This window comes from Caulobacter sp. SSI4214 (genome assembly GCF_012184455.1).
Lineage (GTDB): Bacteria > Pseudomonadota > Alphaproteobacteria > Caulobacterales > Caulobacteraceae > Caulobacter > Caulobacter vibrioides_E.
The window spans coordinates 1-15,478 of the sequence record NZ_SZWJ01000030.1; the positions used below are offsets into that span (position 1 = coordinate 1).

Here is a 15,478-nt window from a genome sequence, read left to right on the forward strand (position 1 = left end):
TCCGACGTCGAAGCCGCCAAGTCGGGCGCGCCCGCCGCCAAGGCCGCTCCGGCGGCGACCACCGTCGCCCCGGCTGCCGCCGAGCCGCGCAAGGCCCTGTCGCTGGAGCAGATGGGCATTCCCGCCGGCTCCTACGACCTCGTCCCGCTGGACGGTATGCGCAAGACGATCGCGCGTCGCCTGACCGACAGCTTCCGCGACGTGCCGCATTTCCCGCTGACGATCGACATCGAGATCGACACGCTGCTGGCCGCTCGGACCAAGATCAACGGGCTGCTGGAAAAGCAGGGCGTCAAGGTCTCGGTCAACGACATCGTCATCAAGGCCGCCGCCGTGGCCTTGAAGCAGGTGCCGGAGGCCAACGCCAGCTACACGCCCGAAGGCATCGCCATGCATAAGCACGCCGATATCGCCGTGGCCGTGGCGATCGACGGCGGCCTGATCACCCCGATCATCCGCGCCGCCGAGACCAAGGGCCTGGCCCAGATCTCGACCGAGATGAAGGACCTGGCCACCCGCGCCAAGGCCAAGAAGCTGAAGCCCGAGGAATTCCAGGGCGGCACCTTCTCGGTCTCCAACCTGGGCATGTTCGGCATCAAGGCGTTCTCGTCGATCATCAACGAGCCTCAGGGCGCGATCATGAGCGTCGGGGCCGGCGAGCAGCGCCCGGTGGTCAAGAACGGCCAGTTGGCTGTCGCGACCGTGATGACCGTGACCTTGACCTGCGACCACCGCGTGGTCGACGGGGCTATCGGCGCCAAGTTCCTGGCGGCCTTCAAGCCGCTGATCGAAGAGCCGCTGACCCTGATCGTTTAACCGGGAAGCGGGGAGGGTCACCATGTCGGTCTACGACTATTCGGCCAAGACGCTGGACGGCCAGGACGTGAGCCTGGCCGACTATCGCGGGCAAGTGCTGCTGATCGTGAACACCGCCAGCAAGTGCGGGTTCACGCCGCAGTACGAGGGCCTGGAGGCGCTCTACAAGGCCTACAAGGATCGTGGCTTCACGGTCCTGGCCTTTCCCTGCAACCAGTTCGGCGCTCAGGAGCCGGGAAACGCCGAGGAGATCGCGAACTTCTGCTCGTTGACCTACGACGTGACCTTCCCGGTGATGAGCAAGATCGACGTCAACGGCGCCGACGCCCATCCGCTCTACCGCTTCCTCAAGAAGGAACAGAAGGGCCTCTTGGGCACCGAGGCGATCAAGTGGAATTTCACCAAGTTCCTGATCGGCAAGGATGGCCAGGTCGTCGAGCGGTTCGCGCCGACCGTGAAGCCCGAGGACCTGAAGGTCGCGGTCGAGGCGCTGCTTTAGATTTCTCCCAGACCGGTTCGCGAACCGGTCGACCGGTGCGGCTCCGCTCCCCCGGACCCGCGCCCAAGCTAGGGTAAGAACACCATGTCCACGGAATTCGATGTCGTCGTCATCGGCGCCGGTCCTGGCGGCTACGTGGCCGCGATCCGCGCCAGCCAGCTGGGCCTGAAGACGGCCATCGTCGAGCGTGAGAACCTGGGCGGCATCTGTTTGAACTGGGGCTGCATCCCGACCAAGGCCCTGCTGAAGTCCGGCGAGATCTACGAGCAGCTCTCGCACCTGTCCGGCTACGGCCTGTCGGTCGAAAAGGCCTCGTTCGACTTCACGAAGATCATCGAGCGCTCGCGCGGCGTCGCCAAGCAGATGTCGGGCGGCATCGCCTTCCTGATGAAGAAGCACAAGATCGAGGTCATCGAGGGCGAGGCCAAGCTCGAGAAGGGCAATCCGGCGCCGAAACTGGTCATCGCCCTCAAGGCCGGCGGCAGCCGCACGGTGCAGGCCAAGAACGTGATCCTGGCCAGCGGCGCCCGCGCGCGCGAGATCCCGGCCATCGGCGCGGTCTCCGACGGCGACAAGATCTGGACGTATCGCGACGCCCTGGCGCCGAAGACCATGCCCAAGTCGCTGGTCGTGATTGGCTCGGGCGCCATCGGCATCGAGTTCGCCAGCTTTTACCGCGCGCTGGGCGCCGAGGTGACCGTCGTCGAAGCCATCGACCGCATCATGCCGGTCGAGGACGAAGAGGTCTCCAAGGCCGCCCAGAAGGCGTTCGAGAAGCGCGGCATAAAGTTCCGCATCGGCGCCAAGGTCGGCAAGATCGAGAAGACCAAGGACGGTGTTGCCGTCACCGTCGAAGCTGGCGGCAAGATCGAGCAACTGACCGCCGAGAAGTGCATCGTCGCCGTCGGCATCGCGCCGAACAACGATGGCCTCGAAGCGTTGGGCGTGAACCTGGATCGCGGTCATGTCGTCACCGACAAGCACTGCCGCACCAACGTCCCCGGCCTCTACGCCATCGGCGACATCGCTGGCGGTCCGTGGCTCGCCCACAAGGCCAGCCACGAGGGGATCCACGCCGCCGAGGCCATCGCGGGCTACAATACCCCGAACGTTCACTCGCCGATCCCGGGCTGCACCTACGCCAATCCCCAGGTCGCCTCGGTGGGCTACACGGAAGCCAGCGCCAAGGCAGCCGGCATCGAGGTCAAGGCGGGCCGCTTCCCGTTCCGCGTCAATGGCAAGGCCGTGGCCGCGGGCGAGGTCGAGGGCTTCGTCAAGACGGTGTTCGACGCCAAGACCGGCGCCCTGATCGGCGCGCACATGATCGGCCACGAAGTGACCGAGATGATCCAGGGTTTCGTCACCGCGATCACGCTGGAAGCCACCGAGGAAGACCTGCACGGCATCGTCTACGCCCACCCGACCATGTCGGAGGCCATGCACGAAGCCGCTCTGGACGCCTACGGCCGCGTGCTGCACATCTAAGGCAGCTAGGGAGTCTGGATGGCGCGCAAGGCCGCCGCGACAACGGGTGAGAAGTCGAAGGCTCGGAAGGGATCGAAGACGACCCTTTCGGAGGCCAATCTGGCTGACCTGGGTCCCGAGCGCCTCGCCGCCATCCTGCTCGACCTTTCCAGCGACAGCCACGTCAAGCGCGTGCTGCGGCTGGAACTGTTCGCTGAGTCGAGCGCCGAGGGGCTGGCGCTTGAGATTTCAAAACGCCTCGCGACGATTGGCAAGTCTTCGTCGCGGATCCACTGGCGCAAGCGCGCCGCCTTCGCCAAGGACCTTGATCTGCACCGTCGGATGATCGAGCGGCTGGCGGAGGATGAGCCGACCGCCGCGCTCGATCTGATGCTGGATCTTCTGGATCTGGCGACGCCGACCTTGGACCGTCTCAGCCAGGCCGAAGGCCCCATCGGCGATGTTTTCCTCGCCGCCCGTGACAGCGTCGGCGCGATCGCCGCCAAGGCCATGCCGGATCCTATCGCGTTGGCGGACCGAACCGCGAGACTTCTTCGCCGCGACGACTACGCCCAGTTCGGTCCGCTGGTGAACGCCCTGACGCCGGCGCTGGGCGCCAGGGGGCAGGCGTATCTGCGCGAGACGCTGGAGAAGCTGCTCGCCGCGCGCTCGACCCGCTCAACGCACCTCTTCGACGCCCAGGGCGCGATCTTCAAGGACGCCCTGCGCCGTCTGGCCGACGCGAGCGGCGATGTCGACGCCTTCGAGGCCACCTTCTCGCCGGAGCTTCGCCGCACGCCGCTGGTCTCCGCCGAAATCGCCAGGCGCTTGCTGGCGGCGGACAGGGCGGAGGACGCCCTTGCCACCCTGCAAGCCGGCGCGCCCAGCGCGCAACGGGGACGCCACCAGAGCGCCGTCGAGGAGCGCGCGGCCTGGGAAGACGTCATGCTGGAGGCGCTCGACGCCACGGGGCACCACGAGGAAGCCCAAAAGCGCCGCTGGGCGGACTTCGAGGCGACGCTGTCGATCGCCCGCCTGCGCGCCTATCTGAAAGGCTTGCCGGACTTCGACGACGTCGAGGCCGAGGACCAAGCCAAGGCGGTGGCCAAGCGCTTCCCGCGTTTCGATGCGGCGCTAGCCTTCCTGGTCTCCTGGCCCGATCTCCCGGCCGCCGCGCGGCTGGTGCTTTCCCGCTCTGGCGAGATCAACGGTTCGGACGACACCCTGATCGCCGAGGCCGCCCGCCGGCTGGAAGGGGGCCACCCCCTGGCCGCCACCCTGTTGCTGCGGGCCTCGATCCAGTACGTGCTGACCTACGGCGTCGCGACACGCTACGCAGAGGCCGCGCGTCAATTGCTAGAAGCGGAGTCGCTCGCGGCGATGATCGGCGACCACGGCGAGTATCCCGATCACGCGGCCTTTGTCGCGGACCTGCGCGCGCTGCATGGCCGCAAGCGGGGGTTCGTCGCCGAGCTTGAAGCCCTGGGAGCGACCTTTTAGGGGCGTTTGCGCACCTGGGCGTCCAGGCTCCATTCCCCGGGGCCTTGGAACACCAGATAAAGGAAGACGAAGCAGAACAGGATCGCCGCTTCGCCGCCGTTCAGAGCCGGCCAGAAACCCTTGCTCCCGTGCGCCAGGAAATAGGCGACCGCCATCTGGCCCGACAGGACGAACGCCACCGGTCGGGTGAACAGGCCGACCGTGAGCAGGGCGCCGCCGATAATCTCAAGCCAGGCCGCCACTAGCAGCAACGGCGGCAGCGGGTCCGGGGCGCCGGGTTGCGCGGCGGGGAAATGCAACAGCTTCATCAGCCCATGCTCCATGAAGAGCAGGGCGGTGATGATCCGCAACACGCTGAGGACGCGGGGCGACCATACGATAAGACGTTCCATTCCTTCCTCCGTTGGCGACGTTCGTTGAACGCTTGGAGGGCGGATTCGTCACGCCGCTCTGGTGTCGGTCTCGGCCATGCGCTGGATGGCGACATAGTCGGTCTTGCCGCTGCCGAGCACCGGCACTTCCTGCACTTTCAGAATCTTGCGCGGCACCGCCAGTTCTGGAGCGCCGATCGTCTGGGCATGAGCGACCAGCGGGGCCACGTCGGCGTCGGGACGGTCGGTGACAAGGATCAGCTTCTCGCCCTTCTTCTTGTCGGGCATCGAAATGACGGCGTGTCGGCCATCGGGCCACACCGCCGACGCCAAGTCCTCCGCGGCGGTCAGAGAGACCATCTCGCCGCCGATCTTGGCGAACCGCTTCACGCGTCCCTTGATGGTGATCCACTGGTCGTCGGTCATCGTGATCACGTCGCCGGTGTCGTGCCAGCCGCCCTCCGGCGCGTCGACGCCGCCGTCCTCGCGCAGATAGCCGGACATGATGTTGGGGCCGCGAACGAAGAAGCGGCCGCCCTCGGCGATACCCTCGACGGGCTCGATCCGCACGTCCTGACCGGGAAGAAGACCGCCCACGGTGCCTGGACGGTTGTCGAGAGGCTTGTTGACCGCGATGACCGGCGAAGCCTCGGTGGCGCCGTAGCCCTCCAGCACCGGAACGCCATTGAAGCGCTCGCGGAGCAGGGCGTGGGTCTCGTCGCGCACCTTCTCGGCGCCGCAGACGATGAACTCCAGACCCGACAGCTCGTCGGTCTCGGCGGCGCGCGCGTACTGGTTCACGAACGTATCGGTGGCCAGCAGGATCGAGGCCTTGCTGTCCTTGATCAGCGGCGGAATCTGCTTGGTGTGAAGCGGCGAGGGATACTGGAACGCTTTCATGCCGGTCAGGATCGGTAGGATCACCCCGCCGGTGAGGCCAAAGCAGTGGAACACCGGCAACGGGTTGAACATCACCCAGTCGGGATTCAGCGCGATGTGCGCGGCCACCTGCATGGCGTTCTGGACCAGGTTCTCCTGACTCAGGACCACGCCGCGCGGCGCGCCGAAGCTGCCCGAGGTGAACAGCACGACACCGGGATCCGAAGGCTTGGCGTGAGCGCGAAACCGGCGCGGAAAGAAGCCGGCGGCCGCGGCGAACAGCTTGTCCTTCAAGCCGATCGTGGCGCGCACGTCTTCCAGATAAGTCACTTCCGCCGTCTCGCCCACGGCGTCGACGATGTCGTGCAGCTTGCCGAGTTCGATGAACTTGTGGGCCGTCAGCACGCGCTTGACGCGGGCGAGCCGACAGGCGGCCTTTATGTTCCGCAAGCCCGCAGTGAAGTTCAGCATGGTCGGCACGCGGCCGAAGGCGTGCAGGGCGAAGAAGGTCACCACCGAGCCCGCGCCCGAGGGCAGCAGAACGCCCACGTGCTCGCCCGGCTCGGTGATGGCCGCGATCTTGCGACCCAAAGCGAAGCTGGCGCGGATAAGGTCCGTATAGGTCAGGGGGGTGCGATCCTGGTCCTCCAGGATCGGCTTCTTGGCGCCATACTTGTCGCGAGCATCGATAAGGGCGTCGAACAGGGCCTTCTGGCCATTCCGCACGTCAAAAGCTACCGGCATCCCGGCGAAACCTCCCCGAAAAGCGACGGTTCGCTTTCGTTCGTTAAACGCCGAGACTGCCGGGGAAGGTCCGGTTTTGCAAGAAAGAGTCACAAAGTGTGAGGTTCAACCCTTGCGCCGGGACGTCTTGGCGTCGATGCGAGCGCGGGTGAAGCCGATGATCGCGGCCAGCCAGGGACCGCGAATGGCGTCCGATTCCATATGAAGATCGTGTCCCGCGCCGGTGAAGCGGGTCTCCTGACAAGCGGGCAGCGCGATGCAAAGACGGGTCTGGGGCGCCTCGGTGACAGCGCGGTCGCGGCCGGCGTCAAGCATCAACACCGGAACGCCGACCTTGCGCGCGTCGCGAGCGGCGGCTTCGGAGGCGTCGAAGAAGGCCGCGAACCAGCCGAGGCTGCGCCCGCCCATGCGCAGGTCGGGATTGGCCAGCATCCAGGCGTCTCGCACGCGGCCCCGTTCGGCGTCGTGGGTCAGTCCCAGCTGAAAGCCGTCCGGGCCGTCGCGTCGCCAACGGGGCTGATCGGGCGTTCTGATCCAGCCCAGCCGCAGGGCTCGCATGGCGGGCGTGAACCGGGCGAAGTCGGCGCGCGAGCGGGGCAAGGCGGTCAAGCCAAGGGCCGGCGAGGACAGGATCAGGCCGTCCATGGGAAGACCGGTCTCGGCCGCGCGCAAGGCGATCAGTCCGCCCTCCGAGTGGCCGAGAACGATCAAGGGGATATCGCCCTTGGGACGGATCACCCCCTGGACCATCGCGCGAACCGCGCCGATATCGGGGTCGAAACTGTCGGCGTGGCCCAGATCGCGCCAAGGCGTGGCGCGTTCGGAGCCGCCCTGGCCCTGACGCTCAAGCGCCCAGACCGTGAAGCCCTGGCCGACCAGGTCTTCGATCGTCTCGAACCACGTCTCGGCGCTTTCGCCATAGCCGGTCAGGATCAGGATCGTCGCCTTCGGGGCCACGGGCGGCGCGGCCACGCCATAGCGTTGCGTGAGGCCTTCGCCGACGCGCAGGAAACCCCAAGCCCAGCCCTGCGGCGGATAGAAACGAACCCCCAGCGCTGGCGGCGTTCGGGTGTCGGCGAAGGGCGCGCGCGAGGTTCCATCTCCGCAGGCGGAAACGGTCAGGGCGAGCGCGATGGCGAGAAGGCGGCGACGCATACCCGGCCACTCATTTCGCGCATCTCGACCTTAAGCAAGATCGAGCGCTTGATCCGGAGCGCAAGAAGACCGATTTAGGCGCCATGGCCACGGTGATCGACACCCTCAAGGCGCGCGGTCCGGAAGCCCGGACGGTGCGTCACCCGGAAAAGCAGAACCGCCCCGACACGCCGGTGCTCCGCAAGCCTGAATGGCTGCGCGTGCGAGCGCCCGGCTCGGGCCAGTACAACGAGACCAAGGGCATCGTGCGCGAGCACAAGCTGCACACGGTCTGCGAGGAGGCGGCCTGTCCGAACATCGGCGAGTGCTGGAGCCAGAAGCACGCAACCATGATGATCATGGGCGATATCTGTACGCGCGCCTGTGCCTTCTGCAACGTCACCACCGGCCTGCCCACCCAGCTGGATCCCGATGAGCCGCGCCGCGTGGCCGAGGCCGTCGCCAAGATGGGCCTCAAGCACGTGGTCATCACCTCGGTGGACCGCGACGATCTGCTGGACGGCGGCGCCCGGCACTTCGCCGAGGTCGTCACCGCGATCCGGTCGGCCGCGCCCGGCACGACCATCGAGATCCTGACGCCCGACTTCCTGCGCAAGGACGGCGCTGAGACCGTGGTGATCGACTCCAAGCCGGACGTCTTCAACCACAATCTCGAGACCGTGCCGCGCCTCTATCTCAAGATCCGTCCCGGCGCCCGCTACTACAACTCCCTGCGCCTACTCGACCGTGTGAAGCAACGCGACCCCTCCCAGTTCACCAAGTCCGGCCTGATGGTCGGCCTTGGCGAGACCAAGGAAGAGGTCATGCAGGTGATGGATGACATGCGCTCGGCCGGCGTCGATTTCATCACCATCGGCCAATATCTGCAGCCGACTCGCAAGCACGCGGCCGTCGAGCGCTTCGTGACGCCGGAAGAGTTCCAGGCCTACGAAGCGATCGCTCGCGCCAAGGGCTTCCTGATGGTTTCGGCCAGCCCGCTGACCCGCTCGTCGCACCACGCCGGCGACGACTTCGCCAAGCTGCGGGCCGCCCGCCAGGCGCTTGACAGCCGCGAGGCCTAAAGGCTTGCACCGCCACGCCGTGACGCGCGCGCTGCCTTACGCGCCCGAGCAACTGTTCGACCTAGTCGGCGATGTCGAGGCCTATCCAAGGTTCGTGCCCTGGATCACCGGGATGCGCACCTGGAACGCCCGTGTCGATGGCGCGGTCAGCACGGTCGACGCCGAGGCCCAGGTCGGGTTTTCGTTCCTACGCGAGAAATTCGCCACGCGAGTCCGACGTGACCGCGACGCGCTGAGCATCGACGTCAGCCTGCTCTACGGTCCCTTCAAGGCGTTGGCGAACGGATGGCGGTTCGTTCCCGAGGGGGAGACGACGCGCGTCGAGTTCGTCATCGACTTCGCGTTCAAATCGCCGCTGCTGGACGCGATGCTCGCCGCCAATATCGACAAGGCGGCCAATAAGCTGATCGCCTGCTTCGAGGATCGGGCGAGGCAGATCTACGGCGCGAAAGCCTAATCCTTCTTCGCTACGGTTTCCTCGATCCGTTCCTGAAAGTCGCCGAGGTTGCCGAACAGGTTCTCGATCGCGAAGACCAGGCCAAACACGCGCGCGGCCTCGTCGAACCCCAGTTCTCGAGTCACACCCTTTTGGCGCAGACCTTCGACGCAAGTCTGAAAGGTCTGATGCGCCTGGGCGAAGGCGACACGGTCCGGACGCGCGCCGCTGGCCAGCAGGGCGGCGGTGGCGCGCAGGAAGCGGGCGCTCGCCTCAAGCATGTCGGCGGCGGCCGGCGCGAGATCCGGCGCGGGCAAGGGCTGGCGCAGGGTTCTGCCGATCATCACCGTGTCGTTGCGCAAGCGCCAGAGCGTGCGGGGCAGGGCGTCCGACACGGATCGATCGCTAAGCCTTGTCGCGCTTTCGCGATCGGCTTCGGTCATGGCCGTCTGCAGCTTGCCGAGGGCGGCGCGCAGATCGTCCTGCGCCTTCAACGGATCGGTGGGCTCGGGCTTTCCGCGCAGCGTCATGACGTAACCCTCCAGCAGGCGAGCCTGCAGGTCGGTGATCGTCTGGACGCCGGTGATCACCGAAGCGCCGGCTCGGGCGGGAAAGATCAGTAGGGTGGCGGCGACGCCGACGATGCTGCCCACGGTGATCTCCGCGATGCGGAACCCCGCCGCGACAAGGGGCGACAGATGCGTCGTCGTGTTGCCGATCAGCATGATCACCGCGGTTACGGGCGCCACCTTCAATGAAGGCCGCATCGAGACCACAAGCGAAAGCAGCGCCACGGTGGCGCAGAGGATCAGGCCGCCGAACTCGGGCCAACGGACGTGAAGATAGGCGGCGACCGCGCCGGCCAGAGCCCCGACAACCGTGCCCATGAAGCGTTCAATCGAGGCGGTGATGGTCGCGCCGAGACTGGACTGGACCACGATGACGGCGGTGAACACCGCCCAGTAGCCTTGGGGCAGGCGCAGCAGGGTGGCCAAGGCGAAGGCCGCGCCAACGGCGGCCGAGACGCGAATGGCATGGCGAATCTCTGTCTTGCGCGCGGCCGCGGCCTTCAACGCCCTCTGCGAGAGGTTGACGCCCGTGAAGCGTCGCCAGTCGCTGGGCTCGGTCTCAGGCATCAGGCGATGGCCTCGCGGAGCATTTCCAAGGCCGTGCGCACCGCCGCCAACTGTACCGCTTCGCGAGTCTCGCCGTCGAACCGTTCGTGGCGGTGGACGACCGAGCGGTTCGCGCGCGCCACGGCGAAGTGGACGGTGCCAACGGGCTTCATCGGCGTGCCCCCGCCCGGGCCGGCGATCCCGGTGATGGCCACGGCGACATGTCCATGACTCTCGCGCAGGGCGCCTTCCGCCATCATCCGCGCCACCGGTTCGGACACCGCGCCGTGATCGGCGATCAGGTCGCCCGGCACGCCCAGCATCTCGGACTTGGCCCGGTTGGTGTAGGTGACGAAGCCACGCTCGAAGATGTCGGACGCGCCAGAGATCGAGCAGATCGCCCCGGCGACCAAGCCGCCGGTGCAGCTCTCGGCGGCCACCACGCGTAATGACTTGCCGCGCGCCTCGTCGATCAACAGTCGGGCCAGGGTCTGGATTTCCAGGGGAAACATGCGGGCCTCCGAATTCTTGGCGCTAGCTTCTTAGACGGTTCAGGCCGGCGTCTCGACGGCCACGACCGCCGAGGCGGCGAGGCCTTCGCCCCGGCCGGTGAAGCCCATCTTCTCGGTCGTGGTCGCCTTGACGCTGACGCGGTCGATCGGCAGCGCCAGGAGCTCGGCCAGTCGCTCGCGCATCGCCTGACGGTGCGGTTTGATCTTGGGGCGCTCGCAGATCAGCGTCACGTCAACATTGACGATCGCTCCACCCTTGGCCGCGACCAGCTCAGCGGCGTGTTTCAGGAATTGGTCCGAGGCCGCGCCCTTCCACTTCGGATCGGTGGGCGGGAAGTGGTCGCCGATATCGCCTTCGCCGATCGCGCCCAGAAGGGCGTCGGTCAGGGCGTGTAGTCCCGCGTCGGCGTCCGAGTGGCCGATCAGGGTCTCGTCGTGCTTGATGGCCACCCCGCACAGCCAGACCTCTTCGCCCGGCCCCCAGCGGTGAGCGTCGAATCCTTGGCCGACGCGGGTGACGCGCGTGGCGCCGGCGAGCCGTTCGGCCATGGCGAAATCCTCGGGATAGGTCAGTTTCATCAGAAGCGGATCGCCCGGCGCCAAGGCGACGCGACCGCCGGCCGCCTCCACCACCTGGGCGTCATCGGTGGGCTCCCCGTCGGACCAGGCCGCATAGGCGGCGATCAGCGTGTTGCGGCGAGCAGCCTGGGGTGTCTGGGCGCGCCAGAGATGGTCGCGCGAGGTCGTCGTGGGATTTTGACCGGGCTCGGCGCGCTTCAGCGTGTCGGCGACCGGAAGAGCGGGCAGAACCGCGTCGGCGGTCTCCAGCCTGTTCAGCACGCCCTCGATCGTGGCGAGGGTCAGGAACGGCCGGGCGGCGTCATGAATCAGCACCGGCTCATCCTCGGAGCGATGGGCGAGGGCGGCGAGACCCGACCGCACCGAAAGCGCCCGAGTCGCGCCGCCGCGCGCGGGCTTCCATCCAGACAGGCCGCTCAGCACGTTTTCTAGAGCCTTTTCGCCGTCCTCGGTCGTGACGATCACGATCTCGGCGGCGCCGGCCGCCAGGAAGGCCTCGACGGACCAGCGCAGCACCGGCTTGCCCGCGACCACGCGCCATTGCTTGGCCATGCCTGGACCGGCGCGAGTTCCCGAGCCGGCGGCGACGATCACGGCGGAAAAGGTCATGGCGGCTGTTTAGTCCGGTCATCGCGCTTGTCCATAGCCCGACCTGGGGGAGCCATGATCCTCCGGGACAGCGCGACATCACCCCATTGTCATAAACGGGTATGTCCTTGCCGATGCGGGCTTTACTGCGCCGCACAATATGCCTAAAAAGAAAGCTTCGGGGATGATTGAAAAATGAGCAACAAGCTCGAGATTGGTGGTGTGGAGGTTCCTGGTCGGGTGTGGATCGCGCCCATGACCGGCGTCTCCGACCTGCCTTTCAGAGAAACGGCCACGGCGCTTGGCGCGCCCTATGTGGCCACGGAAATGGTCGCCAGCGCGGAGTTCGCGAAGGGGCGTCCCGATGTCGTGCGCCGCGCGGCGGTCGGTGACGGGATGCCGCTGACGGTGATCCAACTGGTCGGCCGGGACATCGCCTTCATGGCGCAGGGCGCGCGCATGGCCCAGGACGCCGGCGCCGACATCGTCGATCTGAATTTCGGCTGCCCCGCCAAGGAAGTCGCCGCCGGCGCGGCCTGCGGCTCGGCCCTGATGCGCGAACCCTATCTGGCCGAGGCGCTGGTCGCCGCCGCCGTCGATGCGGTCGACATCCCGGTGACCGTGAAGATGCGTCTGGGCTGGGACGAGGCCAGCCTCAACGCGCCCGAGATCGCCGCCCGGGCCGAGGCCGTTGGTGCCAAGGCGATTACGGTTCATGGTCGCACGCGCAACCAGTTCTACAAGGGCGTGGCCGACTGGAGCGCCGTGGCGTCCGTCAAGAAGGCCGTGACGGTGCCTGTCCTGGTCAACGGCGATATCGTGGATGGGGACAGCGCCCGCCAAGCCCTCGACCAGTCCGGCGCCGATGGCGTGATGATCGGCCGAGGCGTCTATGGTCGGCCATGGATCGCGGGCGCCATCGAGGCCGCGCTCGAGGGGAGGGGCTTCGCCGAGCCCGGCGCCGAGGAGCGCTTGGCCATCGCGCTTACCCATTTCCGCCGCAGCCTGTCGTTCTACGGCGAGCGGCTGGGCCTGAAGATGTTCCGCAAGCACCTGGCCTCGTACATCGAGGCCGCGCCCTGGCCGGAGACGGCGGAAGCGCGGCGGGCCGCTCGCGCGAGCCTGTGCCGACTTGAAGATCCCGCCGCCGTCGAGATCGCCCTGCGCGACCTGTGGCTGGCGGGCGGGAGGTTAGCCGCATGACCGACAGAGCCCGCGTTCTGGGCGGAGTCGCCCCGGAAACCCTGAAGGCGGCCGCCTTCGATCTCAGTCCCGAGCCGGCCCTGGTCGTGGACCGGGATGGCGGGCTGGTGGCGGTCAACGAGGCCGCGGAGGCGTTGTTCGGGCACGGCTTGTCGCTTCTGGCGCGCGGCCGTTTCCGCGCCGCCTTGCCGCCGGGTTCCGTGCTTGTCTCTTTGCTGGATCGCGCGATCTCGGAGGGCGCTCTGGTCCGTGAGCACGGGGTCGAGGTCAATCTGTTCGGCCAGCCGCCGTTCGAGGCCGACGGCGCCGCCGCGCCCCTGGGCGACGGCTCGGTGCTGCTGACCCTGCACGTCAAGGGCGTGCTGGGCGTCGATCGCGGCGCGGACGCCGCCGGCCTTCGCTCGGTCGTGGGCCTTGGCAAGATGCTGGCTCACGAGATCAAGAACCCGCTGGCGGGCATTCGCGGCGCGGCTCAGCTGCTGAAGACCGGCGCCAGCGCGGTCGACCAGCCCTTGGCCCAGCTGATCGTCGACGAGACCGACCGCATTCGCCGGCTGGTCGACCGCATGGAGGCTTTTTCCGACGAGGTCCCGACGCCACGCGAGCCTGTCAATATCCACCAGGTTCTGGACCGTGTCCGGGCCCTGGTCGCCAATGGCGTGGCCGACGGTCTGGCCTTGAAGGAAAGCTACGATCCCTCTCTGCCGCCGGTCTGGGGCGACGAAGACCACCTGATCCAGATCTTCCTGAACCTGACCAAGAACGCCGCCGAGGCCGCGCACATGCGCGGCGACGATCGCGGCCAGATCTCGATCCACACCGCTTGGCGCCCGGGCGTGCGGGTGCGCGGAGCCGACGGCAAGGCCGCCAGCGGCGCCCCGATCGAGGTCAAGGTGATCGACAATGGACCCGGGGTGCCGCCGACCTTGCGCGACCACCTGTTCCAACCCTTCGTGACCACCAAGGCCAATGGCACCGGCCTTGGCCTGGCCCTGGTCACCAAGCTCGTCACCGCCCACGGCGGTCTGATCGACTTCGAGTCCGAGCCCGGCCGCACGGTTTTCCGCGTGCGCCTGCCGGTCGCCCCTGAAACCGCCGGAGACGCCTGAGCATGAACGCCGCGAGCAAGAAGATCCTGATCGCCGACGACGATAGCTCGGTCCGCCTGGTGCTCAGCCAGGCCTTCACCCGCCTCGGCTACCAGGTTCGCGCCACCGGCAACGCCACGACCCTGCTCAAGTGGGTCACCGATGGGGAGGGCGATCTCGTCGTCACCGACGTGATGATGCCCGACGAGAACGTATTCGACGTGCTGCCGCGTATCCGCAAGGAGCGGCCCAAACTGCCGATCATCGTGATGAGCGCCCAGAACACCCTGCTGACGGCTGTCAACGCCGCCGACGCGGGCGCGTTCGAATATGTCTCCAAGCCCTTCGATCTCGATGACGTCACCGCAGCCGCGCGCCGCGCCCTGTCGCGCCCGGCCGACGCCGAGGCCTCCAAGGCCCAGGCCCGCGCGATGCGCGACGAGCGCTTGCCGCTGATCGGGCGCTCCGCCCCGATGCAGGAGGTTTACCGCACGATCGCCCGTTTGGTCGGCGCGGATCTGACCGTGCTGATCCTCGGCGAAAGCGGTACCGGCAAGGAACTGGTCGCCCGCGCCCTGCACGAGCTGGGGCGCCGCCGGGACGGCAAGTTCGTGGTCATCAACCTGGCCGCCGTGCCCCGCGAGCGGGTCGAGGCGGAACTCTTCGGCCGCGGCGAGGGCGACAATGGCCGTCTGGTCGAGGCGGACGGCGGCACCCTGTTCCTGGACGAGATCGGCGATATGCCGCTGGACGCCCAGACCCGTCTGCTGCGCGTGATCGACGGCACCGAGCCGGTGATCAATCCCAAGACTGGCCGGCGGCCGAACGTGCGGATCATCGCCGCCACCAATCGCGACCTACGCGGCCTGATCCAGCAAGGTCTGTTCCGCGAGGACTTGTTCTTCCGCCTGAACGTCGCGCCGGTGCGCCTGCCGCCTTTGCGCGACCGCGCCGAGGATATTCCGGACCTGGCCCGCACCTTCCTGCTGCGCGCCGCCCGGGAGGGGCTTCCGGCCAAGACGATCGATCAGAGCGCTCTGGACCGGCTCAAGAGCCACCCCTGGCCCGGCAATGTCCGCGAGCTGGAAAACCTGATGCGCCGGATGTGCGCCCTCTACGCCGAAGAGCTGATCACCGCCCGCATCGTCGATCGAGAGCTGCAGGACCACGCTCCGGCCGTGCGGTCGGAGGAGGGGCCTGTCACGCTGTCGACGCTGGTGGAGCGCCACCTGGCCTCGCACTTCGCCGACCAGCCCGACGGCGTGCCCCCGCCCGGTCTCTATGACAGGATCCTGGAAGAGGTCGAGCGTCCGCTGATCCAGCTGACCCTCTCGGCGACGCGCGGCAATCAGGTTCGCGCGGCGGAAATTCTCGGTCTGAATCGCAACACCCTGCGCAAGAAGATCCAGGACCTGGGCGTGGAGATGACCCGCGGTCGCCGCTAACGTCGTCCGCTGAAGCTTTCGCG

The 15,478-nt window shown here is 67.5% G+C and carries 15 protein-coding genes; 9 read left to right on the forward strand and 6 right to left on the reverse strand.

Features of this window, described 5'->3' with window-relative positions; all coding sequences use genetic code 11:
• The 4 genes from FCU40_RS10930 to FCU40_RS10945 form a co-directional block, all read left to right on the forward strand.
• On the forward strand, nt 1–816 hold an 816-nt coding region (locus tag FCU40_RS10930; protein WP_175582073.1), incomplete at its 5' end, for a 2-oxo acid dehydrogenase subunit E2.
• Nucleotides 817–838: 22 nt separating this feature from the next.
• On the forward strand, nt 839–1,315 hold the full coding sequence (locus tag FCU40_RS10935) for a glutathione peroxidase (protein WP_004615424.1): 477 nt from the start codon (nt 839–841) through the stop codon (nt 1,313–1,315).
• 84 nt (nt 1,316–1,399) lie between these two features.
• Nucleotides 1,400–2,800, forward strand: coding sequence for a dihydrolipoyl dehydrogenase (lpdA, locus tag FCU40_RS10940; protein WP_168074867.1), 1,401 nt, complete (start codon nt 1,400–1,402; stop codon nt 2,798–2,800).
• Between the two features lie 18 nt (nt 2,801–2,818).
• Complete coding sequence (locus tag FCU40_RS10945) at nt 2,819–4,279, forward strand: DUF6880 family protein (protein ID WP_168074868.1); 1,461 nt, start codon at nt 2,819–2,821, stop codon at nt 4,277–4,279.
• Here FCU40_RS10945 and FCU40_RS10950 read toward each other — a convergent pair.
• The 3 genes from FCU40_RS10950 to FCU40_RS10960 all read right to left on the reverse strand — a co-directional run bounded on the left by FCU40_RS10950 (nt 4,276) and on the right by FCU40_RS10960 (nt 7,428).
• On the reverse strand, nt 4,276–4,671 hold the full coding sequence (locus tag FCU40_RS10950) for a DoxX family protein (RefSeq protein ID WP_168074869.1): 396 nt from the start codon (nt 4,669–4,671) through the stop codon (nt 4,276–4,278). The genes FCU40_RS10945 and FCU40_RS10950 overlap by 4 nt on opposite strands.
• Before the next feature lie 48 nt (nt 4,672–4,719).
• Nucleotides 4,720–6,273, reverse strand: a complete 1,554-nt coding sequence (locus FCU40_RS10955) for an AMP-binding protein (protein WP_168074870.1) — start codon at nt 6,271–6,273, stop codon at nt 4,720–4,722.
• Between the two features lie 105 nt (nt 6,274–6,378).
• Nucleotides 6,379–7,428, reverse strand: coding sequence for an alpha/beta hydrolase (locus tag FCU40_RS10960; RefSeq protein WP_168074872.1), 1,050 nt, complete (start codon nt 7,426–7,428; stop codon nt 6,379–6,381).
• A gap of 83 nt (nt 7,429–7,511) precedes the next feature.
• Between FCU40_RS10960 and lipA the strand changes: the two genes are divergently transcribed.
• Both lipA and FCU40_RS10970 read left to right on the forward strand, forming a co-directional pair.
• A complete protein-coding gene (lipA, locus tag FCU40_RS10965; protein ID WP_168074874.1) occupies nt 7,512–8,489 on the forward strand; it encodes a lipoyl synthase in 978 nt (325 codons plus the stop codon).
• 4 nt (nt 8,490–8,493) lie between these two features.
• Entirely contained in the window at nt 8,494–8,946 is a 453-nt protein-coding gene (locus FCU40_RS10970; RefSeq protein ID WP_168074876.1) for a type II toxin-antitoxin system RatA family toxin, read from the forward strand.
• Here the strand turns inward: FCU40_RS10970 and FCU40_RS10975 are convergent.
• Genes FCU40_RS10975 through FCU40_RS10985 form a run of 3 tightly spaced genes read right to left on the reverse strand, consistent with a single transcriptional unit; the run spans nt 8,943 to nt 11,740 of the window.
• Nucleotides 8,943–10,061 (reverse strand): FUSC family protein, encoded by a 1,119-nt coding sequence (locus FCU40_RS10975; RefSeq protein WP_168074878.1) that lies wholly within the window; start codon nt 10,059–10,061, stop codon nt 8,943–8,945. The genes FCU40_RS10970 and FCU40_RS10975 overlap by 4 nt on opposite strands.
• Nucleotides 10,061–10,552: a CinA family protein gene (locus FCU40_RS10980; protein ID WP_004615415.1), complete on the reverse strand. Its 492-nt coding sequence runs from the start codon at nt 10,550–10,552 to the stop codon at nt 10,061–10,063. The genes FCU40_RS10975 and FCU40_RS10980 overlap by 1 nt, the downstream gene beginning before the upstream one ends.
• A gap of 39 nt (nt 10,553–10,591) precedes the next feature.
• Complete coding sequence (locus FCU40_RS10985; protein ID WP_168074880.1) at nt 10,592–11,740, reverse strand: bifunctional 2-C-methyl-D-erythritol 4-phosphate cytidylyltransferase/2-C-methyl-D-erythritol 2,4-cyclodiphosphate synthase; 1,149 nt, start codon at nt 11,738–11,740, stop codon at nt 10,592–10,594.
• A gap of 174 nt (nt 11,741–11,914) precedes the next feature.
• On the opposite strand from FCU40_RS10985, the gene dusB reads away from it, so the two are divergent.
• Genes dusB through FCU40_RS11000 form a run of 3 tightly spaced genes read left to right on the forward strand, consistent with a single transcriptional unit; the run spans nt 11,915 to nt 15,455 of the window.
• Nucleotides 11,915–12,922, forward strand: coding sequence for a tRNA dihydrouridine synthase DusB (gene dusB / locus FCU40_RS10990; RefSeq protein WP_168074882.1), 1,008 nt, complete (start codon nt 11,915–11,917; stop codon nt 12,920–12,922).
• Complete coding sequence (locus FCU40_RS10995) at nt 12,919–14,031, forward strand: nitrogen regulation protein NR(II) (RefSeq protein ID WP_168074884.1); 1,113 nt, start codon at nt 12,919–12,921, stop codon at nt 14,029–14,031. The genes dusB and FCU40_RS10995 overlap by 4 nt, the downstream gene beginning before the upstream one ends.
• A gap of 2 nt (nt 14,032–14,033) precedes the next feature.
• Entirely contained in the window at nt 14,034–15,455 is a 1,422-nt protein-coding gene (locus FCU40_RS11000) for a sigma 54-interacting transcriptional regulator (RefSeq protein WP_004615410.1), read from the forward strand.
• Nucleotides 15,456–15,478: the final 23 nt, after the last annotated feature.